Origin of the sequence: Pseudoduganella dura, from assembly GCF_009727155.1 — a bacterium.
Lineage (GTDB): Bacteria > Pseudomonadota > Gammaproteobacteria > Burkholderiales > Burkholderiaceae_D > Rugamonas > Rugamonas dura.
Window position 1 is genome coordinate 3,969,957 of the sequence record NZ_WNWM01000002.1, and the last position, 21,791, is coordinate 3,991,747.

The following is a 21,791-nucleotide window of genomic DNA, read 5'->3' on the forward strand; positions in this document are numbered from 1 at the left end:
GATGTTGGGGACGAAGTGCAAGCCGCCGCCGATGCTGAAGCCGAACTTCAAGCCGATCTTCAAGCCGATCCTCGTCATGTCCCTGGTCCTCGCCAGCCTGGCCGCCACCGCGCAGACGCTTGAAAAGGCACCCCAGGAACCCGTGGCGCCGCGTGCGCCGCTGCCGGCGGCCAAGGGCTCGCTCGTGATCATCGGCGGCGGCCTGCGCGCCGACAATGCCGATGTCTGGCAAAAGATCGTCAGCCTGGCCGGCGGCAGGGGTGCCCGGATCGCGGTGTTCCCGTCCGCCTCCGGCACGCCCGAGCGGGCCGCGGCCACCAGCATCGCCTACCTGAAGAAATACGGCGCCGAGGCGTTCGCGGTGCCGGTGGCGCAGCGGCTGGCCAACAGCGACTACCGCAAGGCGGCGGACGACGCGGCGCTGGCGGAAAAAATCCGCAAGGCCGATGGCGTGTATTTCGCCGGCGGCGACCAGGCCCGCATCACGCAGGCACTGATCCGCGAGAACGGCACCCGCACGCTGGCGCTGGAAGCGATATGGGACCTGTACCGCCGCGGCGGCGTCGTCGCCGGCACCAGCGCCGGCGCGGCCATCATGAGCAGCACGATGTTCTACCGGCCCGATGCGATCCTGGCAATGCTGCGTGGCGGCGTCAAAGACGGGCAGGAAATCGCTCCCGGCCTCGGCTTCATCGGCGACGACGTGTTCGTCGACCAGCACCTGCTGGTGCGCGGGCGCTTCGCGCGGATGATCCCGGTCATGCTGGCCAAGAACTACAAGCTCGGCCTCGGCGTCGACGAGGACAGCGCGATGGTCATCAATGCCCAGCGCGAAGTGGAAGTCATCGGCTACACGGGGGCGCTGCTGATGGACCTGTCGCTGGCGGTGACGGACACCAGCAAGCCCGATTTCAACGTCAGCAACGTGCGCATCAGCTACCTCGACCGCGGCGACAAGTTCAACATCATCACGCAAAGCTTCACGCCATCGCCGGACAAGGCGGGCGGCCGGATCGATCCGGCCCGCACGGCATTGCGCGGGCCCGTGTTCAGCAACGACATCCTCGGCAACAGCGCGGTGGTCAACATCATGGAGCGGCTGATCGACAGCGACCAGGAAGAAGCGATCGGCATCGCCAGCGGCAACCCGCGCTCGACGGCGCCGGAAGTGGGCTTCGAATTCCGCTTCACCAAGACACCGGAAACAGTCGGCTACCTCTCCAATACGGTGGACGCGTATTCGGTGCTGAACGTGCGGCTCGACATCCGCCCGATCGACATACCGCGCCCCCTCTACAAATACCGCTGAGAGCCGCCAACACAGGCCCCATGGCTGCGTTGCATTCGTCTCGCCGTACTAATAAAGTACTGTCTTCGACGATGCGCCTTGCCCTGGGACCTGTGTCGACGGCTCGGTCTCCCAGGTGTCTGGCACCGGTTTTCCGCCGGAGCATCCGATAACTTAAAAATAATTGAATCCGCCCGCGCCCCCGGTGCGTATAAGGCCACGCTGTACTCCACTACATAAAGGGGGATATCGTGGTCAACCTGATTCAACGTTCTTTACCCGTGGTTCTGCCTGTCGCGTTCACCATGCTCGCGTCGACGGCGGTGGCATCGAGCCACCGCGAAGCTCCGTTCATCGCCGGCATGCCGCGCGCCGACGCGACGGATTTCTACATGTTCCGCAGTTACGAGCCCGGCCGCGAGAAATTCGTGACGCTGGTGGCCAACTACCTGCCGCTGCAGGATGGTTATGGCGGGCCGAACTACTTCCAGCTCGATCCGAACGCGCTGTACGAGATCCATGTCGACAACAACGGCGATGCGAAGGAAGACATCACGTTCCAGTTCCGCTTCGCCAGCACCAACAACAACGATTCGTTCGTTGTTGGCGGCAAGAAAGTGCCGATTCCCCTGATCATCAACGGCGGGGCGATCAACGATGTCAATCCGCCGGGCCTGAACGTGCGCGAGACCTACACCGTGAACGTGGTGCGGGGCGACCGCCGCACCGGCACGCGCGAACGGATCGCCAATCCCAGCGGCGCGAAGGTGTTCGACAAGCCGGTCGACAATATCGGCAACAAGGCCATTCCCGACTATGCCGGCTACGCGGCGCGCCACGTATATGACGTGACGCTGCCCGGCTGCGCCACGCCGGCGCGCATGTTCGTCGGCCAGCGCAAGGATTCGTTCGCCGTCAACCTCGGTGAAACGTTCGACCTCGTCAACTACAAGTCGCCGGCGGTGGAGTTCGATGCGAACGCCGAGCGCAGCGCGCGCGACGACCTGGCCGACAAGAACGTGACCACGATCGCGCTGGAAGTGGCCGCCAGCTGCCTGGTGGCGCCGGGCAGCGCCGATCCCGTCATCGGCGGCTGGACCACGGCCAGCGTGCCGCAGGCACGGGTGGTGAACCCGGTGCCGTTCAATACCAACAACGCCACGAAAGAGGGCGGCGCGTGGACGCAGGTATCGCGCCTGGGCATGCCGCTGGTGAACGAAGTGGTGATCGGCCTGAAGGACAAGGACCGCTTCAACCACAGCCGCCCCAGCGGCGACACGCAGTTCCTCGCCTACGTGACGAACCCCACCTTGCCCGCGCTGGTGGAAACGCTGTTCGCCGGCGCCGGCGTGAAGGCGCCCACGAACTTCCCCCGCAACGACCTGGTGACCGTGTTCCTGACGGGCGTGCCCGGCCTGAACCAGCCGGCCAAGGTCACGCCGTCGGAAATGCTGCGGCTGAACACATCGATCGCGCCGGTGGCGAAAGGTTCGCAGAAGCGGCTCGGCGTGATCGATGGCGACAACGCCGGCTTCCCGAACGGCCGCCGGCCCGGCGACGACGTGGTGGACATCGAGCTGCGCGTGGCGATGGGCAAGCTGTGCACGCTGAACCTGGGCTGCGCGCCGGCCAATGCGCCCTCCGGCGCGATCCGGTTCACGGATGGCGCCTTCCTGGACGATGCCGCGTTCAACAATGCCTTCCCTTACCTGACCACGCCGATTCCGGGTTCGCCGCAATCGGTCGCGTCGCGGCAGTGAGGAGGCGATCATGAAAACAGTTTCCTTCCTGGCGGCGCTGCTGCTTGCCGGATGCGGCGGCGGGGGCGGCGGTGATTCCGCCGGCGCGGCCACGGCCGGGGTTGCCATGCCATCGACCGCGCCGGTCGCGGCGCCGGTCACCATGGCCGATGCCTTTTTCTCCAGCGTGCAAGGCCTGCTGGGAGGCGATGCCGACGGCGAGCCGGTGGCGGTCGATGGCGTGGCAACCCCGGCCGAAGGCCAGGAACCGCAGGCGTTGAACTGAGCCGGAGCGCGTCGTGAAAAACATCATTGCCAGCGCGGTGCTGGCGCTGCTGCCCCTGATGCAAGGGGTGGCGGCGCCGCGCACACCGGCATCGGGCAACGAGGTGATCACCGAACTGCCGCGGCAGGACGACGGCCTGCGCGCATTGCGGGCCGCCGTGGTGGCGGCGCCGCGCGACCCGGAGCCGGCGCTGGTGCTGGCCCGGCGCTATGTGATGCTGGGCCGCGCCAGTGCCGACCCCCGCTACTACGGGCAAGCCCAGGCGGTGCTGGCACCCTGGTGGGACCGGCCGGATGCGTCGAACGGCGTGCGGCTGCTGCGCGCGACCCTGCTGCAGAACGGCCACCATTTCACCGAAGCGCAAGCGGAGCTGGGCCGGATCGTGGCCGCCGACCCCCGCGCGGCGCAAGCCTGGCTGACGCTGGCCACGGTGCAGGCGGTGCAGGGCGACAGCGCCGGCGCCATTGCCAGCTGTGGCCGGCTGTCGTCGCTGGCCGGCCAGCTTGAGACGTTCGCCTGCCTGGCCGTGGCCAGCGCCAATACCGGCCGGATGCGCGGGGCCGAGCAGCTGCTGGCGCTCGGTCTCGAGCGGGAACGCGAGGCCGGGAACAATCCGGCGCCGGAAATCAGGACGTGGGCGCTGACCATGCTGGCGGAACTGGCGGCGCGGCGCGGCGATGCGCCCGTGGCGCAACAGCGCTTTCTTGCCGCGTTGCGCGTGGCGCCTGCGGACAGCTACCTGCTGGGCGCCTACGCCGACTTCCTGCTCGACCGGGGCAGGGCGGCCGACGTGCCGGCGCTGCTGCGCGATCATCACCGCAACGATGCGCTGCTGCTGCGGCACGCGCTGGCACTGCAGGCGCTCGGCAGGCGCGATGCGCTGGTTCCCGTGCGGGCCGAACTGCAGGCGCGGTTCGATGCGGCGTCGCTGCGCGGCGACGCGGTGCACCTGCGCGAACAGGCACGCTTCACGCTTCACGTGGTCAAGGATATGCCTGCCGCGCTGGCGCTCGCACAGCGCAACTGGCAGGTGCAGAAGGAACTGGCCGATACCCGCATCCTGCTCGAAGCGGGGCTCGCCGCGCGCGACAGCGCGGCACTGCAGCCGGTGCTGCGCTGGATCCGTGCGCAGGGCCTGCAGGACGTGGTCGTGGCGCGGCTGGTGGAGCGGGCATCATGAAGGCGCTCCTTGCACTGCTGTTCCTGCTGTGGACAGTGCCGGCATCCGCGCACAAGCCCAGCGACAGCTACCTGTCGCTGCGCGTGGACGGCACCCGCATCGAAGGCCGCTGGGATATCGCGCTGCGCGATCTCGACCTGGCGCTGGGCCTCGACGGCGACGGCGACGGCCGGCTCACATGGAACGAGCTGCGCGCCCGGCACGGCGCGATCGAGGCTTACGCGCTGTCGCGGCTGAGCATTGCCGCCGGCGGCGCGCCATGCACGCTGGCCGCCGGCAGCCAGCTTGTCGACGAGCACACCGACGGCGCCTACACGGTGCTGCCGCTGCGCGGCACCTGCACCGTCAAGCCGGCCGAACTGACCATTGCCTACCGGCTGTTCGGCGATGTCGATGCGCAGCATCGCGGGCTGCTCCGCATCGGCGATAACGGCGATGCGCGCACGGCGATCCTCGGCGGCGAGCGGCCGGTGCAGACGGTGCCGCTGGCGCAGGCGAGCGCCTTCCAGCAATTCCTTGCCTACGTGCGGCACGGCGCGTGGCATATCTGGATCGGCTACGACCATGTGCTGTTCCTGGTCTCGCTGCTGCTGCCGGCCGTGCTGGTACGGCGCGACGGCGGCTGGCAGCACGTGCCGGCCTTCCGCGGCGCCGCCACCGATGTGCTGAAAACGGTGACCGCGTTCACGCTGGCCCACTCGCTCACGCTGGCGCTGGCCGCGCTCGGCGTGGTGGCGCCGCCGTCGCGCTGGGTCGAATCGGCGATCGCGGCGTCGGTGGCCGTGGCCGCGCTGAACAATGTCTGGCCGGTGCTCCCGGGGCCGCGCTGGGCGGCGGCATTCCTGTTCGGCCTGGTGCATGGCTTCGGCTTTGCCGGCGTGCTGGCCGACCTGGGCTTGCCGCGCGGCGCGCTGGCGGCATCGCTGTCCGGCTTCAACCTGGGCGTCGAGCTGGGCCAGCTGGCGATCGTGGCCGTCGTGCTGCCGCTGGCGTTCGCACTGCGCGCAACGCGCGCGTACCGCCGCGTATTGCTGCCGGCGGGCTCGCTGGCGATCGCACTGGTCGCCTTCGCCTGGCTGGGCGAGCGCGCCTTCGACCTCCCCGCATGGACCTTCCCGTTTTCCGGAGCCTGATCATGTTGCGAACCGTTTTTACCGCGGGCTGCGTGTTCGCGGCGGGCGCCTGCGCGGCCGCTGCCGGATTGCCCAGCGCCGGCATGGCCGTCGTCCAGGTCGTCGGGCAGCGCGGCGACGCGGCCGATGCCGCCAGCGCCGGCAGCGTGGGCGCGGCGGAAATCGCCGCCCGGCCACTGCTGCGCACCGGCGAACTGCTGGAATTCGTGCCGGGGCTGGCCGTCACCCAGCACAGCGGCGCCGGCAAGGCCAACCAGTACTTCCTGCGCGGCTTCAACCTGGACCATGGCACCGATTTCGCCACCTTCGTCGACGGCATGCCCGTCAACATGCGCAGCCACGCGCACGGGCAGGGCTACACGGACCTGAACTTCGTGATCCCGGAACTGGTGCGGCGCATCGATTACCGCAAGGGGCCGTACGCCGCCGCGGATGGCGATTTCGCGTCCGCCGGCAGTGCCCGCATCGCGCTGGCCGACGACGTGCCGGGTTTGGCCACCACGATGGCCGGCATCACGGTCGGCCGGCATGGCTATCGGCGCGCGCTGCTGGCCGGCGCCACGGCGGGCAACCTGCTGTACGGCCTCGACGTGCAGCGCAACGACGGGCCGTGGACCGTGCCCGAGGACGGGCGAAAAGTATCCGGCCTGCTGCGCTGGAGCGGCGGAGACAGGGACGATGGCTGGAACGTGACCGCGATGGCTTACCGCAACCGGTGGACCGCGACGGACCAGATTGCGCTGCGCGCCGTGGACCAGGTCGGGCGGTTCGGCAGCCTCGATCCCACCGATGGCGGCCGCGCATCGCGCTACAGCCTGTCGGCCGCGCGGCATGGCCAGTGGAGCAGCGGGCGCGTCGAGCTGAGCGCCTATGCCGTGCGCTCGACGCTGGACCTGTACAGCAATTTCACCTATGCGCTCGAGCGGCCGGAGGAAGGCGACCAGTTCCGCCAGGGCGAACGGCGCACGATGCTGGGGGCCGATGCCGCGTGGTCGTGGCAGGGCACGCTGGCGGGGCTGGATTTGCACAACCGGGCCGGCGTGCAGGTGCGCAGCGACCGGCTGTCGCCCGTGGGGCTGTACACGACCGTGGCGCGCCGCACCGCGGCTGTCGTGCGCGAGGACCGTGTGCGCGAAACGAGCGCCGGCGTGTTCGCCGAAACGTCGGTGCGGTGGGCACCGTGGCTGCGCACGGTGGCCGGGCTGCGCGGCGACGCGTACCGCTTCGATGTGAACGGGCGCCGCGCCGATGCGACGATCGCGACACCGAAGCTGTCCGTGATCGCCGGGCCATGGCGGAACATGGAACTGTTCTTCAACGCCGGGCACGGCTTCCACAGCAACGATGCGCGCGGCGTGGTGGACGGCGTCACGCCGCTGGTGCGCACGCGGGGTGTCGAAGCCGGCGTGCGCAGCGAGCCGGTGCCGGGGCTGGAGACGTCGTTGACGGCATGGCGACTGTCGAGCGGCTCGGAACTGGTGTACGTGGGCGACGCCGGCACCACGGAACCCAGCCGTGCCAGCCGGCGCCATGGCATCGAATGGAATACGCAATACACCACGGGGCCGCTGCGGTTCGACCTGGACCTGGCCGTTTCCCGGGCCCGCTACACGCAGCCTGCGGAGGAGGGCGATCGCGTGCCGGGGGCGCTGGAGCGGATGGCTGCGTTCGATGTGAGCTACGCGCCGCTGGGCAAGCGGTGGTCCGGCGGTTTCAATGTGCGGTATCTGGGGCCGCGTGCGTTGACCGAAGACGACGGCGTGCGCTCGCGGGCCTCCACGCTGGCTTCGGCCCGTATCGCTTACCGGTTCAACCCGCGCACGCAGCTCACGCTCGATGTGTTCAACCTGTTCGACCGGAAGGCCAGCGATATCGAGTACTACTATGCTTCGCGGCTGCCGGGCGAGGCCGCAGCGCGGGACGACGTGCATTTCCACCCGGTCGAGCCGCGCACCGTGCGGCTGGCGCTGAATTACACCTTCTGAACCACAGCTTCTGAAAAACGCCCGGCCTACAGCACGCGGACCCAGGCGCCCTTGTACAGCACCGGCCCGGTAGGCGCGTTCGGGTTCGGCGAGCCGCCCTTCGGTTCCAGGCTCACGGCCAGCACCGCCACGTCGCGGCCCAGCGCCCGGTCGCTGAACGCGATGGTGGCCGTGCCACGTTCGTCGAGGATGCCCAGCGAGCGCGGCGTGCCCGCCTGCGTGATGGCCCACAGCTGCAGCGTGCGGTCGTCCGGTACCGGCGTGCCGCCCACGGTGCGGATGGCGATCACGCGGTTGCGGCGGTCCGCCGTTACCAGCAGCGCGGCCTGGGCGCGTTCATCGGTCAGCGCGGCGAAGGTGTCGATGCGCGGCGCCGGCTCCTGTACCGCGAGCGTGACCGCCAGCGCGATGGCTGCCGCTGTCGATGCGCCGGCCAGCGTGCGCCATGACCGCAACGGGTCGCCTTTCCAGAACTGCCACCACCGGGCAGCCGGTTCCAGGCGCAGGCGCCCCTCGATGGCACGCCATACGTGCGCCCCGGGAGACTGCGACGGCGTGAATTCGGCCAGCGGCACCAGGCGTTCCTGCCACTCGGCCACGGTGCGGCGCAGCGCGGCGTCGCCATGCAGCCAGCCTTCGAAGCGGCGCCGGGCGCCGCCCTTGAGCGTGCCCAGTACGTATTCGGCGGCCAGGCGGTCGCACAGGTCCGGGTGATCGCGATGGTTCACGGCGCCTCCCGGCGTGCCAGGCAGTTTTTCAGCTTTTCGAGCCCCCGGCGGATCCAGGTCTTGACCGTGCCCAGGGGCAGTGACAGCTGTTGCGCCACTTCGCCATGGGTAAGGTCATGGAAGAACGCCAGCCCGATCGCCTGCTGGTGGCGCCGCTCCAGCGTGGCCATGCAGTGCGCCAGCGCCTGCGCCTCGGTGGATCGCTGCAGCGTTTCCGCCGGTCCCGGGCCGGCTGCGGCCAGCGCCGCGATCACTTCGCTGTCGAAGCCGTCGGCATCGATTTCCACGGGCTGGTCCAGCCGGCGCCGGATATCGAGCGCCTTGTTGCGCACGATCGTGGTCATCCATGTCATCGGCGCGGCCAGCGCCGCCTGGTACGTGCCGGCCGCGTGCCAGATCGCCACGTAGCCATCCTGCAGCGCCTCTTCGGCCAGTTCGCGTTTGTGGAGGATGCGCAGTGCAAAGCCGAACAGCTTCGGCGAGGTGGCGTCGTACAGCGTGCGGAACGCCTGCGCATCGCGGCGGCCGGCGGCCAGCAGCAGACCATGCAGTTGATCCGGATCGTGGGGGGTGTCGTAAGGCACGGGGCTCGGTGGCTGGCAATTTGTAAGCACAGGTTATCGTGCTTTGCGCTGCCGGGCAAGGCCAGCCGGCGCGACGGTTACAATGGCCGCCTCTTTCCCGATCGGAGCTTTGCATGCGCGCTTCCTTCCTTGCCGGCCTGGCCTGCCTGTTTTCCGCCGGCGCCGCCCTTGCCGCACCCGCCGGCCAACCCGCCACCGTGCGCGTCGACTACATCCACAGCGGCAACGCACTGTCCGAGCACTACGCGATGGACCGCGTGCTGATCGAGCCGCTGCCGTGGCCGGGCGACGTGACGCGCACGCTGGACGACACCGACCGCGGCATCAACAGGGTCGAGGTGGTGGATGCGAAGACGGGCAGGCTGCTGTACTCGCGCGGCTTTTCCACCGTGTTCGGCGAGTGGAAGAGCACCGATGAAGCCGGGAAGATGACGCGCGCGTTCGGCGAATCGGTGCGCTTCCCGAAGCCGGACGTGCCGGTCAAGGTACGCATCCTGAAACGCGACGAAAGAAACCAGTTCTCGATCGTTTGGACGGCCGACGTCGACACCGACGCGCCCGATGTCGTACGCCGGCAGCCGCCGGCACCGGCGCAGCCGATCCCGATCAGGATCGGCGGGCCGTCGCCGCAGAAGGTGGACCTGCTGATCCTCGGTGACGGCTACACCCGTGCCGAACTGGGCAAGTTCGAAGCCACGGCGAAGCGGCTGGCCGATTACCTGTTCACCGTGTCGCCGTTCAAGGAGCGCGCACAGGACTTCAACGTGTGGGGCCTGGCCGTGCCCACGGAGGAGTCGGGCGTGAGCCGGCCGTCGACCGGCACGCACCATGCATCGGCACTGAACACGCGCTACGACATCTTCGGCAGCGAGCGCTATGTGCTGACGACGGACAACCGCGCGCTGCGCGACCTGGCCCAGCACGCGCCATACGAGTTCATCGAAATCCTCGTCAACAACGACACCTACGGCGGCGGCGGCATCTACGGCCAGTTCAGCACGGCGGCCGCGAACAACGACTGGGCCAACTACCTGTTCGTGCACGAGTTCGGCCATCACTTCGCCGGCCTGGCGGACGAGTACTACACGTCGCCGGTAGCCTACCAGTCGACCGCGGAACGCCCGGAACCGTGGGAGCCGAACGTGACGGCGCTGCACGACCCGGCCAACCTCAAGTGGCGCCGCTTCGTGAAGGCGGGCACGCCGCTGCCCACGCCATGGCCGAAGGCGGCATATGAATCCCACTCGCGTGAATACCAGAAGGTGCGCGCGCAGCTGCGCAAGGACAACCGGCCCGAAGCCGAGATGAACAGGCTGTTCACGCAGGATCTCGCCTGGACCAATGCGCTGTTCTCGAAGGCGCCGCACGCGAAGGCTGTGGGCGCGTTCGAGGGCGCGAACTACGAAGCGAAAGGCTACTACCGCTCGCAGCAGCAGTGCCTTATGTTCGACCGCAGCGAGGCATTCTGTGCCGTGTGCGCGGAGGCGGTGGGGCAGACGATCGACCTGTATTCGCGGCCGGGACAGTAACGGCCGGGGTATTCATCGACGTCGACGAAAGATAGTAAGAATGGCAACAGAATGTTACTAGGTTCGCTACCGCACAGAGGATAGCGTTTGGAAACTTTATTCTGGATACGTGACAAGAACAAAGCACATTCCAAATAACACTAGAAAGGTGACAACCATGAACAAACTGCTCGCAACCCTGATCGCCGGTGTCTTCGCAACTGCTGCTGCAACCGGTGCTTACGCCCAGTCCAACGATGTCGCCAAGGCCCAGGCCGAAGCACAGAAAGACATCGCCAAGGCCCAGGAAAAAGAAGCGAAAAAAGTGGCTGATGCGGATAAGGATGTAGCGAAAGCCCAGTCCAAGGCTAACGAGAAAGTCGCCAAGGCCCAGCACAAGGCCAACAAGGAGCACCTGAAAGCAGGTGAGAAAGTGGCCGACGCCGATCCGGAAGACCGCCTGAAAGCCGAAGCCAAGGCCGACAAGAAAGTGGCGGCCGCCGATGCCAAGGCCACCAAAGCCATTGTCAAGGCTGACACCAAGGTCGCCGAGAAAGCAGTGGAAGCCGACAAGGAAAAAGCCCTGGCCGCCGCCAAGACGGACGAAGCCATCGCCAAGGCCAATGCCGACGTGAAGAAGGAAGCTGCCAAGCACTAAGCTGACAGCGCAGTAATCGAACGGCTGAGCCCGTGTCATGGGGTCTGACCCCATGACACGGGCTCAGCCGTTTTTGCGTTGGTGTTGCTTTCCGTGACTTGTTGATACAGGTCAATACCGCACCGCTTGTGCCCGGCACTCTGTCACTTCTCTTGATCTGTTCGATGGAGGAGTCATGAAAAAGCCGATGGCATTGGTCCTGCAAGGTGGTGGCGCGCTGGGCGCGTTCGAATATGGCGTGGTGACGGCGCTGGTCGAGGAAGGCTGGTATCCGAAGGCGGTCACCGGCGTGTCGATCGGCGCGATCAACGCGGCGTCGATTGCCGGCGCGAAGGGGGGCGACATCGCCGCCAGCCTGCGCAACATCTGGCAGGCGATCACGCTGCCGACCGTGCCGTTCCTGCCGGCGGACAAGCAGGCCAACCTGTCGCTGCTGGGCAATCCGAACTTCTGGCTGTCGCGCACCGACTACTGGAACGTCCTGAACTGGACCAGTTTCTGCACCACCGCGCCGATGCTGGCCACGCTGGCTTCCCACCTGGATTTCGACCAGCTCAACAATCCCGACCACATCCGTTTCGGCGTCACCGCCACCAGCCTGCACACCGGCGGGCAAACCACGTTTTCCAACCACATGGCGCAGGGCGCGCATACGCATACGTGCCACCTGCAGGCCGTGCGGGCAAAGCTCACGCCATCGCACATCGTTGCCAGCGGCAGCCTGCCGCCGGGCTTCCCGGCCACCCGCATCGACGGCACCGACTACTGGGATGGCGGCCTGTTCAGCAATACGCCGATCGATTCGCTGCTGAACCTGCTGGAGCCGGACGAGATCGGCACGTTGCCGATTTTCGTGGTCGACCTGTTCCCGACAAATGGCCAGCCGACACCGGCCACGATGCAGGAAGTGCAGACGCGCGCGATCGCGCTGCAATACCAGAACCGTTTCTGGGACCAGTTCGGCGGCGATGCCAAGCTCGACGGCTTCGTGGCGATGCTCGACAAGCTGGAGACGGTCACGGCCGGTACGGCCGTGGAGGGGATGCCGGCGTTTGCGTGGCTGATGCGCCTGCGCGCGCTGAAGAACCTGCACGTGATCGCCGCCACGCCGGCACCGGCCGGCGGCGACCACGATTTCTCGCAGCAGGGCGTGGCGAACCGTTACGAAGCCGGCTACGCGGCGGCGCAGCAGTACCTGGCGCGCACGGCGCCGCGGCCGCTGCTGCGGTCGGCGGCGTAAAAAGTCTGGGTAGAAACGGAAAGAGCAGACCCGGATGTGCTTGCCCCAAAGGCGAGGCACCGGGGTCAGACCCCCGTTACCGGCGGCAGCAAGCTCTGTCGCCGACAGTATCGGGGGGCTGGCCCCAGTCTGCACCTGGTCCTCGGCGCCGATCGACGGCCATAAAAAAAGCCCGGGTCACCCCGGGCTTTTTGCATCCGCGGCGCGAGAGCACGCGCCCGCCGGTCAGTTCGCCAGCAACCCGGTCGGCTTGATCCGCGTCGGCATCGGCTTGCCCTTCCTGGCCCGCTTGCCGAAGTGTTCGCCCTCGGCCAGCGCATGCGGCGTCATGCGCTCTTCCTTGACCTTTTGCGCATTGCCGATGCCCAGCACGGTCACGCCCTTCTGCGTGATCGCACAGGCGGCCACCAGCTTTTCCTTCGGGTCCAGTTCCATCAGCGTCACGCCGCGGCCGCCGTTCGACAGCACCTTCATCTCGTCCATGCCGAACACCAGCAGGCGCGATTTTTCGGAGATGACGGCGATCGCGCTGGCATCGGGCAGCACCACGCTCGGTGCCAGCGGCTTCGCGCCGTCGTCCAGCGTCAGGAACGACTTGCCGCTCTTCTGGCGGCTGACCATGTCGCCCGCCTTCGTGATGAAGCCGAAGCCGGCGTCGGACGCCATCAGCAGCTGCGTCGAGGCCGGGCCGGCGAAGTAGTGCAGCAGGCGCGCGCCGCCGGACAGGTCGACCAGTGTGGTGATCGGCACGCCGTCGCCGCGCGCGTTCGGCAGGGCCGCCACCGGCACCGAGTACACGCGGCCGTTGTCGCCGAAGCCGAGCAGCGTGTCGACGGTGCGGCATTCGATCGCATCGTGCAGCGCGTCGCCGGCCTTGAAGGTGAACTGGCCGCGGTCGTGGCCGGTGCCGGTGCGCGCCCGCACCCAGCCTTTTTGCGAAATGATCACGGTCACCGGTTCGTCGACGATCTTCTGCTCGACGGAGGCGCGCTGCGCCTCTTCGATCACCGTGCGGCGCCCGTCGCCGTACAGCTTGGCGTCCGCCTCGATCTCGCGGATGATCAGCCGCTTCATCGACGACGGATTGTCCAGCAGGTCCTGCAGCGATTGCCGTTCCTTGCGCAGTTCGGCCAGTTCCTGCTGGATCTTGATCGCTTCCAGGCGGGCCAGCTGGCGCAGGCGGATCTCGAGGATATCCTCGGCCTGCCGTTCGGAGAGGTTGAAGCGCTCGATCAGCGCCGCCTTCGGCTCATCCGCATTGCGGATGATGTGGATCACCTCGTCGATGTTCAGCAGGATCGTTTCGCGGCCTTCCAGGATATGGATCCGGTCGTCGACCTTGGCGAGGCGGTGCTGCGTGCGGCGGGTGACCGTGGCGAAGCGGAAGGCGATCCACTCCGTCAGGATCTCGGTGAGGCCCTTCTGGCGCGGGCGGCCGTCGCCGCCGATCATCACCAGGTTCATCGGCGCCGACGTTTCCAGCGACGTGTGCGCCAGCAGCATCAGCATGAATTCGTTCTGGTCCTGGTTCTTCGACTTCGGTTCGAACACCAGGCGCACCGGCGCGGCGCGGCCGGATTCGTCGCGGATCGTGTCGAGCGCGCCGAGGACCTGCTGCTTCAGCGCCAGCTGTTCCGGCGACAGCGCCTTCTTGCCCAGCTTGATCTTCGGGTTGGTCAGTTCCTCGATTTCTTCCAGCACCTTCTGCGACGAGGTGCCCGGCGGCAGTTCGTAGACGACCGCCTGCCACTGGCCGCGCGCCATTTCCTCGATCTTCCAGCGCGCCCGCACCTTCATGCTGCCGCGGCCGGAAGCGTACATGTCGGCGATCTGCGCGGCGGGGGTGATCAGCTGGCCGCCGCCCGGGAAGTCCGGGCCCGGCACCAGTTCCATCAGTTCGGCGTGGGGCAGTTTCGGATTGCGGATCAGCGCCACGGCGGCACCGGCCACCTCGCGCAGGTTGTGCGACGGGATCTCGGTGGCCATGCCGACCGCGATGCCGGAGGCGCCGTTCAGCAGCGCCATCGGCAGCCGCGCCGGCAGCAGGGCCGGTTCTTCGGTCGAGCCGTCGTAGTTCGGGATGAAGTCCACGGTGCCCTGGCCGATTTCGTCCAGCAGCAGCTTCGCGATCGGCGTGAGGCGCGCTTCGGTGTAGCGCATCGCCGCGGCGCCGTCGCCGTCGCGCGAGCCGAAGTTGCCCTGGCCGTCGATCAGCGGGTAGCGCAGCGAAAAGTCCTGCGCCATGCGCACCAGCGCGTCGTACACCGACTGGTCGCCGTGCGGGTGCAGCTTGCCCAGCACGTCGCCGACCACGGTGGCGGACTTGCGGGGCTTGGCGCTGGCGTTCAGCCCCAGTTCGTTCATCGAGTACAGGATGCGGCGCTGCACCGGCTTCTGGCCGTCGCACACGTCGGGCAGGGCGCGGCCCTTCACCACCGAGATGGCGTAATCGAGATAGGCGCGTTCGGCGAACGTCGACAGGGTCAGCGATTCGCCGCCGTTGCCGCCGTCGCTGTTACCCATGCCATTGTTGTCCGCGCCATCCGGCGGCGGTGCGTCAAAGAGGTTTGCTTGGCTCATAGTGCTCGTGATTTAGATATCTGCTTCGACTTCGTTGCCGTGTTCTTCGATCCATGCGCGGCGGGCGGCGGCTTCGCCTTTGCCCATCAGCATGTTGAAGCGGGCCGCCGCCTCGGTGTGGGCAAAGTCGCCCAGCGCCACCGGCAGCAGGCGCCGCGTGTCCGGGTTCATCGTGGTTTCCCACAGCTGTTCGGCGTTCATCTCGCCCAGGCCCTTGAAGCGGGAAATGCTCCAGCTGCCATCCTTCAGGCCATCCTTGCGCAGCTTGTCCTCGATCGCGGTCAGTTCGCCGTCGTCCAGCGCGTAGAGCTTCTGGATCGGCTTCTTGCCGCGCGCCGGCGCATCCACCCGGTACAGCGGCGGGCGGGCCACGCAGATGTTGCCGTTCTGGATCAGCGCCGGGAAGTGGCGGAAGAACAGCGTGAGCAGCAGCACCTGGATGTGCGAGCCGTCCACGTCCGCATCGGACAGGATGCAAATCTTGCCGTAGCGCAGGTTCGACAGGTCCGGCGTGTCGCTGAAGCTGTGCGGATCGACGCCGATCGCCACGGCGATATCGTGGATCTCGTTGTTGGCGAACAGGCGGTCGCGGTCGGTTTCCCAGGAATTGAGCACCTTGCCGCGCAGCGGCAGGATCGCCTGGAATTCCTTGTCGCGGCCCATCTTCGCCGAGCCGCCGGCGGAATCGCCCTCGACCAGGAACAGCTCCGTGCGCGCGATGTCGGTCGATTCGCAATCGGTCAGCTTGCCCGGCAACACGGCCACGCCGGACGATTTCTTCTTTTCCACCTTCTGCGCCGAGCGCAGGCGCGACTGGGCCTGCTTGATGACGAGTTCGGCCAGCTTCTTGCCCCAGTCGATGTGCTGGTTCAGCCACAGTTCCAGCGCCGGCTTGCTGTAGGTGGAGACGAGGCGCACGGCGTCGCGCGAGTTCAGGCGTTCCTTGATCTGGCCCTGGAACTGCGGGTCCAGCACCTTCGCGGACAGCACGAACGAAGCGCGCGCAAATACGTCTTCCGGCAGCAGTTTCACGCCTTTCGGCAACAATGAATGCAGTTCGACGAAGTTCTTCATCGCTCCGAACAGGCCTTCGCGCAGGCCGGATTCATGGGTACCGCCGTTCGGCGTGGGGATCAGGTTGACGTAGGATTCGCGCATGATCGCGCCTTCTTCCGTCCACGCCACCACCCACGAAGCGCCTTCGCCCTCGGCGAAGCCCTCGGCATCCGGGCCGGCGAACTGCTCGCCCTCGAACAGCGGCACCCAGGTCTCGCCGTTGCCGGTCTGCGCCAGCGCCTCGTTCAGGTAGCCGCGCAGGCCGTCGTTGTATTGCCAGGTCTGCACGTCGCCGGTCTTGCCGTTCTTCAGCGTGACGGTCACGCCGGGCAGCAGCACGGCCTTCGAGCGCAGCAGCCGCTGCAGCTCCACCTGCGAGATCAGCGGCGAGTCGAAATACTTCGGATCCGGCCAGGCGGTGACGCGGGTGCCGGATTTCTTGCCGTTCGGCGCCGGCTGCGACGTCAGGGGCTGGACCAGGTCGCCATTCTCGAACGCCAGCGTGTGGTAGCCGTTGCCCTTGTCGTCCTTGCGCCAGACGTTGATTTCCAGGCGCTTGGAGAGCGCGTTGGTGACGGACACGCCCACGCCGTGCAGGCCGCCGGAGAACGCGTACGCGCCGCCCGAGCCCTTGTCGAACTTGCCGCCGGCGTGCAGCCGCGTGAACACGATCTCCACCGTGGGCACGTTTTCTTCCGGGTGCAGGCCGACCGGGATGCCGCGGCCGTCATCCTCGACGGTGATGCTGCCGTCGGCGTTCTGCGTGACGGTGATATTGCGGCAATGCCCGCCCAGCGCTTCGTCCGATGCGTTGTCGATCACCTCCTGGATGATGTGCAGCGGGTTCTCCGTGCGGGTATACATGCCGGGGCGCTGCTTGACGGGCTCCAGGCCCTTCAGCACGCGGATCGATGATTCGCTGTAGTCGGAAACTGTTTTTTTCGTGGCCATACGTGACGATTGCTGAGTGAGTGCACCGGGTTGGCGCTGGGTTGGTACTGGTTGCTGCTGTTCGTGCTGTGCTCGTGTTGCGCTTTGTGCCGCGCCTTTACCGCTGCGTTTAGTCCGGCATTCTATCCGAGGCGCCGGCCCGACGAGCAAGCAGCCCTGAAAACATCTGTATAAATATACAGTGAAAGGCCGCTTTTATACCTTGTTTACACCTGCCGTACAAGTCTTTACCCCGTTTTTAGACGCCCGTCGATAACCTGCCTTCCTTCACAACACCTGGGAGGAAAGCGATGGATATCGTGTTTTTGGCCGCGATCGGCGTGTTCGCGGCGCTGGCCTGCGCCATGGCGGCCGGGTGCGCCCGGCTGGGAAGCAAGCCATGAACGCCGTCTACCTGATCGGCGCGCTCACCGCGGGCGGGCTGCTGGTCTACCTGCTGGCAGCACTGCTGAAGGCGGAGGACCTGTGACCGCCCAATCGCTGACTTTGCTGGGGGCCTTCCTGCTGGTGCTGCTGGCGCTGGCCTGGCCGCTCGGCGCGTTCCTGGCCAAGGTAGGCGCCGGCGACGCGCCCATCCCCGGCCTCCGCTGGCTGCACAAGGCCGAAGGGTGGCTGTACCGCGCCGCCGGGCTGCCGGCGGACCGGGCAACGGGCTGGAAAAGCTATGCGATCGCGCTGGTCGTCTTCAACGCGCTGGGCGCGGTGTTCGTCTACGCCGTGCAGCGCCTGCAGGCCTGGCTGCCGCTGAACCCGCAGCATCTGCCCGGCGTGAGCCCCGATTCCTCGTTCAACACGGCCGTGAGTTTCGTCGCCAATACCAACTGGCAGGGCTACTCGGGCGAGCAGACGATGAGCTACTTCACCCAGATGGTGGCGCTGGCGGGCCAGAATTTCCTGTCCGCCGCCACCGGCATCGCCGTCGTGTTCGCGCTGGTCCGCGGGTTCGCGGCACGCTCCAGCGCCTCCGTCGGCAATTTCTGGGTCGATGTCAGCCGCGCCACGCTGTACGTGCTGCTGCCGCTGTCGCTGCTGCTGGCCGTGCTGCTGATGGGCGAGGGCGTGATCCAGAACTTCGATGCGTACCGGCAGGTCGCCACGCTGGAAGGCGGCGCGCAGACGCTGGCCATGGGGCCGGTCGCCTCGCAGGAAGCGATCAAGCTGCTGGGCACCAACGGCGGCGGCTTCTTCAACGCCAATTCCGCGCACCCGTTCGAGAACCCCACGGCGCTGGCCAATTTCATCCAGATGATCGCGATCTTCCTGATCCCGGCCGCGCTGTGCTTCGCCTTCGGCCGGCTGGTCGGCGACATCCGCCAGGGCTGGGCCGTGCTGGCGGCGATGACGATCGTGTTCGTGCTGATGACGCTCGCCGTGTTTTCGGCCGAGCAGGTGGCGCACCCGGCGCTGCAGGGGCTCGGCGTCGACCAGGCGGCGAGCGCGCTGCAATCGGGCGGCAACATGGAAGGCAAGGAAACCCGCTTCGGCGTCAAAGGTTCGGCGCTGTTCGCCGCCGTGACCACGGCCGCCTCCTGCGGCGCCGTCAACGCGATGCACGATTCGCTGATGCCGCTGGGCGGCGCGGTGCCGCTGCTGCTGATGCAGTTCGGCGAAGTGATCTTCGGCGGCGTGGGTTCGGGGCTGTACGGCATGCTGGTGTTCGCGATCCTGGCGGTGTTCATCGCCGGGCTGATGATCGGCCGCACGCCGGAATACCTGGGCAAGAAGATCGGTCCGTACGAAATGAAGATGACGTCGATCGCCATTCTCGTCACGCCGGTCCTCGTGCTGTCCGGCACGGCGATTGCCGTCGTCACGGGCGCCGGCACGGCCGGCATCGCCAACCCGGGCGCGCACGGCTTTTCCGAGATCCTGTACGCGTTCAGTTCCGCCGCCAACAACAACGGCAGCGCGTTCGCCGGGCTGTCCGCCAACACGCCGTTCTACAACACGATGCTGGCGATCGCCATGTGGTTCGGCCGCTTCGCCGTGATCGTGCCGGTGCTGGCCATCGCCGGTTCGCTGGCGGCCAGGCAGCGCCTGCCGGCGACCGGCGGAACGATGCCGACCCATGGCCCGCTGTTCGTGTGCCTGCTGATCGGCGTGGTCGTGCTGGTCGGCGTGCTGAACTACGTGCCGGCGCTGGCGCTCGGCCCCGTCGTCGAACACCTGCAACTTTTCCATTGAGAGGCTTTCCATGTCACGCACACCGCTGACACTTTTCGATTCGCGGCTGGCCGTTCCCGCGCTGGGCGACGCGTTCCGCAAGCTGCACCCGCGCGTGCAGCTGCGCAGCCCGGTCATGTTCGTCGTCTATATCGGCAGCATCGCCACCACGCTGCTGGCCGCGCAGGCCGCCGTCGGCGGCGGCAAGGCGGGCTTCATCGCGGCGATCGCCGTCTGGCTGTGGTTCACGGTGCTGTTCGCGAACTTCGCCGAGGCGCTGGCCGAGGGGCGCAGCAAGGCGCAGGCGGCATCGCTGCGGGCGCTCAAGACCACCGTCACGGCGAAGAAGCTGGCCACGCCCAGGTACGGCACCACGTGGCTGCCGGTGCCGGCCTCCGACCTGCGCAAGGGCATGACGGTGCTGGTCGAGGCGGGCGACGTGATTCCCGTCGACGGCGAAGTGACCGAGGGCGTCGCGTCGGTCGACGAAAGCGCGATCACGGGCGAATCGGCGCCGGTGATCCGCGAGTCGGGCGGCGATTTCGCCAGCGTCACGGGCGGCACCCGCGTGCTGTCGGACTGGCTGGTGGTGCGCGTGGCCGTCAACCCGGGCGAAGCGTTCATCGACCGGATGATCTCGATGGTGGAGGGCGCGAAGCGGCAGAAGACCCCGAACGAGATCGCGCTGACCATCCTGCTCGTCGCCCTGACGATCGTGTTCCTGGTGGTGACGGTGACCCTGCTGCCGTTCTCGCTGTTCGCCGCCGGCGCGGCCGGCGGCGGCACGCCGGTGCCGGTCACCGTGCTGATCGCGCTGCTGGTATGCCTGATCCCCACCACGATCGGCGGCCTGCTGTCGGCCATCGGCGTGGCCGGCATGAGCCGGATGATGGGGGCGAACGTGATCGCCACGTCCGGCCGGGCCGTCGAGGCGGCCGGCGACGTGGACGTGCTGCTGCTGGACAAGACCGGCACGATCACGCACGGCAACCGCCAGGCCGCCGCCTTCCTGCCGGCGCACGCCGTGACGGAGGAGCAGCTGGCCCGCTCGGCGCGGCTGGCATCGCTGGCCGACGAAACGCCGGAAGGGCGCAGCATCGTCGCGCTGGCACGCCAGCGCTTTACAGTTGAAGAACGGGAACACGAGCTGGCCACCGCCGGCGGCGAGGAGGAAATCTCGTTCGTCGAATTCACCGCGCAGACGCGGATGAGCGGCGCCGACATCGGTGCCCGGCGCCTGCGCAAGGGCGCGATGGACACCGTGCGGCGCTATGTGGAAGGGCAGGGCGGGCGCTGGCCGGCCGAGGTGGCGCGCATGGCGGACGACGTGGCCCGCCGCGGCAGCACGCCGCTGGTGGTGGTCGACGACGGCAAGGTGATGGGCGTGGTCGAGCTGAAGGATATCGTCAAGGCCGGCATCCGGGAACGGTTCGCGGCGCTGCGCAAGATGGGCATCCGCACCGTGATGATCACCGGCGACAACCGGCTGACGGCGGCGGCGATCGCCGCCGAGGCGGGGGTCGACGATTTCCTGGCCGAAGCCACGCCCGAGGAAAAACTGAAACTGATCCGCAGCTCGCAGGCCGAAGGCCGGCTGGTGGCGATGACCGGCGACGGCACCAACGACGCGCCCGCGCTCGCCCAGGCCGACGTGGCGGTGGCGATGAACACCGGCACCCAGGCCGCCAAGGAGGCCGGCAACATGGTCGACCTGGATTCGAACCCGACCAAGCTGCTGGAAATCGTGGAGATCGGCAAGCAGATGCTGATGACGCGCGGCGCGCTGACCACGTTCTCGATCGCCAACGACGTGGCCAAGTATTTCGCCATCATCCCGGCGGCCTTCGTCGGCACGTATCCGCAATTGCGCACGCTGGACGTGATGCGCCTGACCAGCCCCGATTCGGCGATCCTGTCCGCCGTGATCTTCAACGCGCTGATCATCGTGTTCCTGATCCCGCTGGCCTTGAAGGGCGTGAAATACCGGGCGGTGGGCGCGGCCGCGCTGCTGCGCCGCAACCTGCTCGTCTATGGCCTCGGCGGCCTGGTGCTGCCGTTCGTCGCCATCAAGCTGATCGACATGGCGCTGGCAGCCCTGAACCTCGTCTGAAAGGAACCACCATGACTTCCCACCTGCGCCCCGCCGCGACCATCTTCATCGCCCTCACGCTGCTGTGCGGCATCGTGTACCCGTACGCGGTTACCGGCTTCGGCAGGCTGGCCTGGTCCGGCCAGGCGGCCGGCAGCCTGATCACGCATGACGGCAAGACCATCGGCTCGCGCCTGGTCGGCCAGGCGTTCGCCACGCCGCGCTATTTCTGGGGCCGCCCGTCGGCCACCGCGCCAATGCCGAACAACGCGGCCGGCTCCGGCGGTTCCAACCTGGGGCCGTCGAACCCGGCGCTGTCCGACGCCGTCAAGGGCCGCATCGCGGCCTTGCGCGAGGCCGATCCGGACAACCGGGCGCCCGTACCCGTGGACCTCGTCACCGCGTCGGCCAGCGGCCTGGACCCGGATATCAGCCTGGCCGCGGCGCGCTACCAGGCCGCCCGCGTGGCGCGTGCCCGCGGCGTCGATCCCGTGACGGTGCGCGGCCTGATCGAGCGTCAGGCCGAACGGCCGCTGTTCGGCTTCCTCGGCGAGCCGAAAGTCAATGTGCTGGCGCTGAACCTGGCGCTGGATGCGCAACTGGCCTCCCGGTAGGGAACAGCG

17 protein-coding genes are annotated in these 21,791 nt (G+C 67.6%); 13 read left to right on the forward strand and 4 right to left on the reverse strand.

The window, feature by feature from the left end; translation table 11 throughout:
• Position 1 precedes the first annotated feature (1 nt).
• From GJV26_RS17415 to GJV26_RS17440, 6 genes are all read left to right on the forward strand, one after another.
• Positions 2-1,309 (forward strand): cyanophycinase, encoded by a 1,308-nt coding sequence (locus GJV26_RS17415; protein ID WP_229419337.1) that lies wholly within the window; start codon positions 2-4, stop codon positions 1,307-1,309.
• Positions 1,310-1,593: 284 nt separating this feature from the next.
• The gene (locus GJV26_RS17420) at positions 1,594-3,048 is read left to right on the forward strand and encodes a DUF4331 domain-containing protein (RefSeq protein ID WP_155709943.1); all 1,455 of its coding nucleotides are present in this window, start codon (positions 1,594-1,596) and stop codon (positions 3,046-3,048) included.
• A 10-nt stretch (positions 3,049-3,058) separates the two neighbouring features.
• A complete protein-coding gene (locus GJV26_RS17425) occupies positions 3,059-3,313 on the forward strand; it encodes a hypothetical protein (protein ID WP_155709944.1) in 255 nt (84 codons plus the stop codon).
• 13 nt (positions 3,314-3,326) lie between these two features.
• On the forward strand, positions 3,327-4,493 hold the full coding sequence (locus tag GJV26_RS17430; protein ID WP_229427894.1) for a tetratricopeptide repeat protein: 1,167 nt from the start codon (positions 3,327-3,329) through the stop codon (positions 4,491-4,493).
• Positions 4,490-5,626 carry a HupE/UreJ family protein gene (locus GJV26_RS17435; protein ID WP_155709945.1) on the forward strand — a complete coding sequence of 379 codons (1,137 nt, stop codon included), beginning with the start codon at positions 4,490-4,492 and terminating at the stop codon, positions 5,624-5,626. Before GJV26_RS17430 ends, GJV26_RS17435 begins: the two co-directional genes overlap by 4 nt.
• A 2-nt stretch (positions 5,627-5,628) precedes the next feature.
• Complete coding sequence (locus GJV26_RS17440; protein ID WP_155709946.1) at positions 5,629-7,611, forward strand: TonB-dependent receptor; 1,983 nt, start codon at positions 5,629-5,631, stop codon at positions 7,609-7,611.
• A 26-nt stretch (positions 7,612-7,637) separates the two neighbouring features.
• Here the strand turns inward: GJV26_RS17440 and GJV26_RS17445 are convergent, their stop codons facing one another.
• Positions 7,638-8,339, reverse strand: coding sequence for an anti-sigma factor (locus GJV26_RS17445; protein ID WP_189441639.1), 702 nt, complete (start codon positions 8,337-8,339; stop codon positions 7,638-7,640).
• Positions 8,336-8,923 (reverse strand): sigma-70 family RNA polymerase sigma factor, encoded by a 588-nt coding sequence (locus GJV26_RS17450; RefSeq protein ID WP_229427893.1) that lies wholly within the window; start codon positions 8,921-8,923, stop codon positions 8,336-8,338. The genes GJV26_RS17445 and GJV26_RS17450 overlap by 4 nt, the downstream gene beginning before the upstream one ends.
• Positions 8,924-9,036: 113 nt before the next feature.
• Here GJV26_RS17450 and GJV26_RS17455 point away from each other — a divergent pair, with 113 nt between their 5' ends.
• The 3 genes from GJV26_RS17455 (at position 9,037) to GJV26_RS17465 (ending at position 12,329) form a co-directional block, all read left to right on the forward strand.
• On the forward strand, positions 9,037-10,452 hold the full coding sequence (locus GJV26_RS17455; RefSeq protein ID WP_155709948.1) for an IgA Peptidase M64: 1,416 nt from the start codon (positions 9,037-9,039) through the stop codon (positions 10,450-10,452).
• Positions 10,453-10,609: 157 nt separating this feature from the next.
• Positions 10,610-11,089 (forward strand): hypothetical protein, encoded by a 480-nt coding sequence (locus tag GJV26_RS17460; RefSeq protein WP_155709949.1) that lies wholly within the window; start codon positions 10,610-10,612, stop codon positions 11,087-11,089.
• A gap of 175 nt (positions 11,090-11,264) precedes the next feature.
• Positions 11,265-12,329, forward strand: coding sequence for a patatin-like phospholipase family protein (locus GJV26_RS17465; RefSeq protein WP_155709950.1), 1,065 nt, complete (start codon positions 11,265-11,267; stop codon positions 12,327-12,329).
• 225 nt (positions 12,330-12,554) lie between these two features.
• Here the strand turns inward: GJV26_RS17465 and parC are convergent, their stop codons facing one another.
• Together parC and GJV26_RS17475 are read right to left on the reverse strand one after the other, a co-directional pair.
• A complete protein-coding gene (gene parC / locus GJV26_RS17470) occupies positions 12,555-14,852 on the reverse strand; it encodes a DNA topoisomerase IV subunit A (protein ID WP_229419626.1) in 2,298 nt (765 codons plus the stop codon).
• Positions 14,853-14,921: 69 nt separating this feature from the next.
• The gene (locus GJV26_RS17475; protein WP_155709952.1) at positions 14,922-16,916 is read right to left on the reverse strand and encodes a DNA topoisomerase IV subunit B; all 1,995 of its coding nucleotides are present in this window, start codon (positions 16,914-16,916) and stop codon (positions 14,922-14,924) included.
• A gap of 379 nt (positions 16,917-17,295) precedes the next feature.
• On the opposite strand from GJV26_RS17475, the gene GJV26_RS17480 reads away from it, so the two are divergent.
• The 4 genes from GJV26_RS17480 to kdpC are packed head-to-tail and all read left to right on the forward strand — an operon-like array spanning position 17,296 to position 21,782.
• On the forward strand, positions 17,296-17,385 hold the full coding sequence (locus GJV26_RS17480; RefSeq protein ID WP_155709953.1) for a potassium-transporting ATPase subunit F: 90 nt from the start codon (positions 17,296-17,298) through the stop codon (positions 17,383-17,385).
• Positions 17,382-19,100 carry a potassium-transporting ATPase subunit KdpA gene (gene kdpA, locus GJV26_RS17485; RefSeq protein WP_189441637.1) on the forward strand — a complete coding sequence of 573 codons (1,719 nt, stop codon included), beginning with the start codon at positions 17,382-17,384 and terminating at the stop codon, positions 19,098-19,100. Before GJV26_RS17480 ends, kdpA begins: the two co-directional genes overlap by 4 nt.
• 10 nt (positions 19,101-19,110) lie before the next feature.
• On the forward strand, positions 19,111-21,189 hold the full coding sequence (gene kdpB / locus GJV26_RS17490) for a potassium-transporting ATPase subunit KdpB (protein ID WP_155709954.1): 2,079 nt from the start codon (positions 19,111-19,113) through the stop codon (positions 21,187-21,189).
• A gap of 11 nt (positions 21,190-21,200) precedes the next feature.
• Positions 21,201-21,782, forward strand: a complete 582-nt coding sequence (kdpC, locus tag GJV26_RS17495; RefSeq protein ID WP_155709955.1) for a potassium-transporting ATPase subunit KdpC — start codon at positions 21,201-21,203, stop codon at positions 21,780-21,782.
• Positions 21,783-21,791 lie beyond the last annotated feature (9 nt).

Coding starts and splice junctions, on each gene's coding strand:
- GJV26_RS17455 (WP_155709948.1), top strand. CDS start 9,037: ATGCGCGCTTCCTTCCTTGCCGGCCTGGCCTGCCTGTTTTCCGCCGGC.
- GJV26_RS17435 (WP_155709945.1), top strand. CDS start 4,490: ATGAAGGCGCTCCTTGCACTGCTGTTCCTGCTGTGGACAGTGCCGGCA.
- GJV26_RS17460 (WP_155709949.1), top strand. CDS start 10,610: ATGAACAAACTGCTCGCAACCCTGATCGCCGGTGTCTTCGCAACTGCT.
- kdpB (WP_155709954.1), top strand. CDS start 19,111: ATGTCACGCACACCGCTGACACTTTTCGATTCGCGGCTGGCCGTTCCC.
- kdpC (WP_155709955.1), top strand. CDS start 21,201: ATGACTTCCCACCTGCGCCCCGCCGCGACCATCTTCATCGCCCTCACG.
- GJV26_RS17475 (WP_155709952.1), bottom strand. CDS start 16,916: ATGGCCACGAAAAAAACAGTTTCCGACTACAGCGAATCATCGATCCGC.
- GJV26_RS17440 (WP_155709946.1), top strand. CDS start 5,629: ATGTTGCGAACCGTTTTTACCGCGGGCTGCGTGTTCGCGGCGGGCGCC.
- GJV26_RS17415 (WP_229419337.1), top strand. CDS start 2: ATGTTGGGGACGAAGTGCAAGCCGCCGCCGATGCTGAAGCCGAACTTC.
- GJV26_RS17480 (WP_155709953.1), top strand. CDS start 17,296: ATGAACGCCGTCTACCTGATCGGCGCGCTCACCGCGGGCGGGCTGCTG.
- GJV26_RS17465 (WP_155709950.1), top strand. CDS start 11,265: ATGAAAAAGCCGATGGCATTGGTCCTGCAAGGTGGTGGCGCGCTGGGC.
- GJV26_RS17425 (WP_155709944.1), top strand. CDS start 3,059: ATGAAAACAGTTTCCTTCCTGGCGGCGCTGCTGCTTGCCGGATGCGGC.
- parC (WP_229419626.1), bottom strand. CDS start 14,852: ATGGGTAACAGCGACGGCGGCAACGGCGGCGAATCGCTGACCCTGTCG.
- GJV26_RS17420 (WP_155709943.1), top strand. CDS start 1,594: ATGCTCGCGTCGACGGCGGTGGCATCGAGCCACCGCGAAGCTCCGTTC.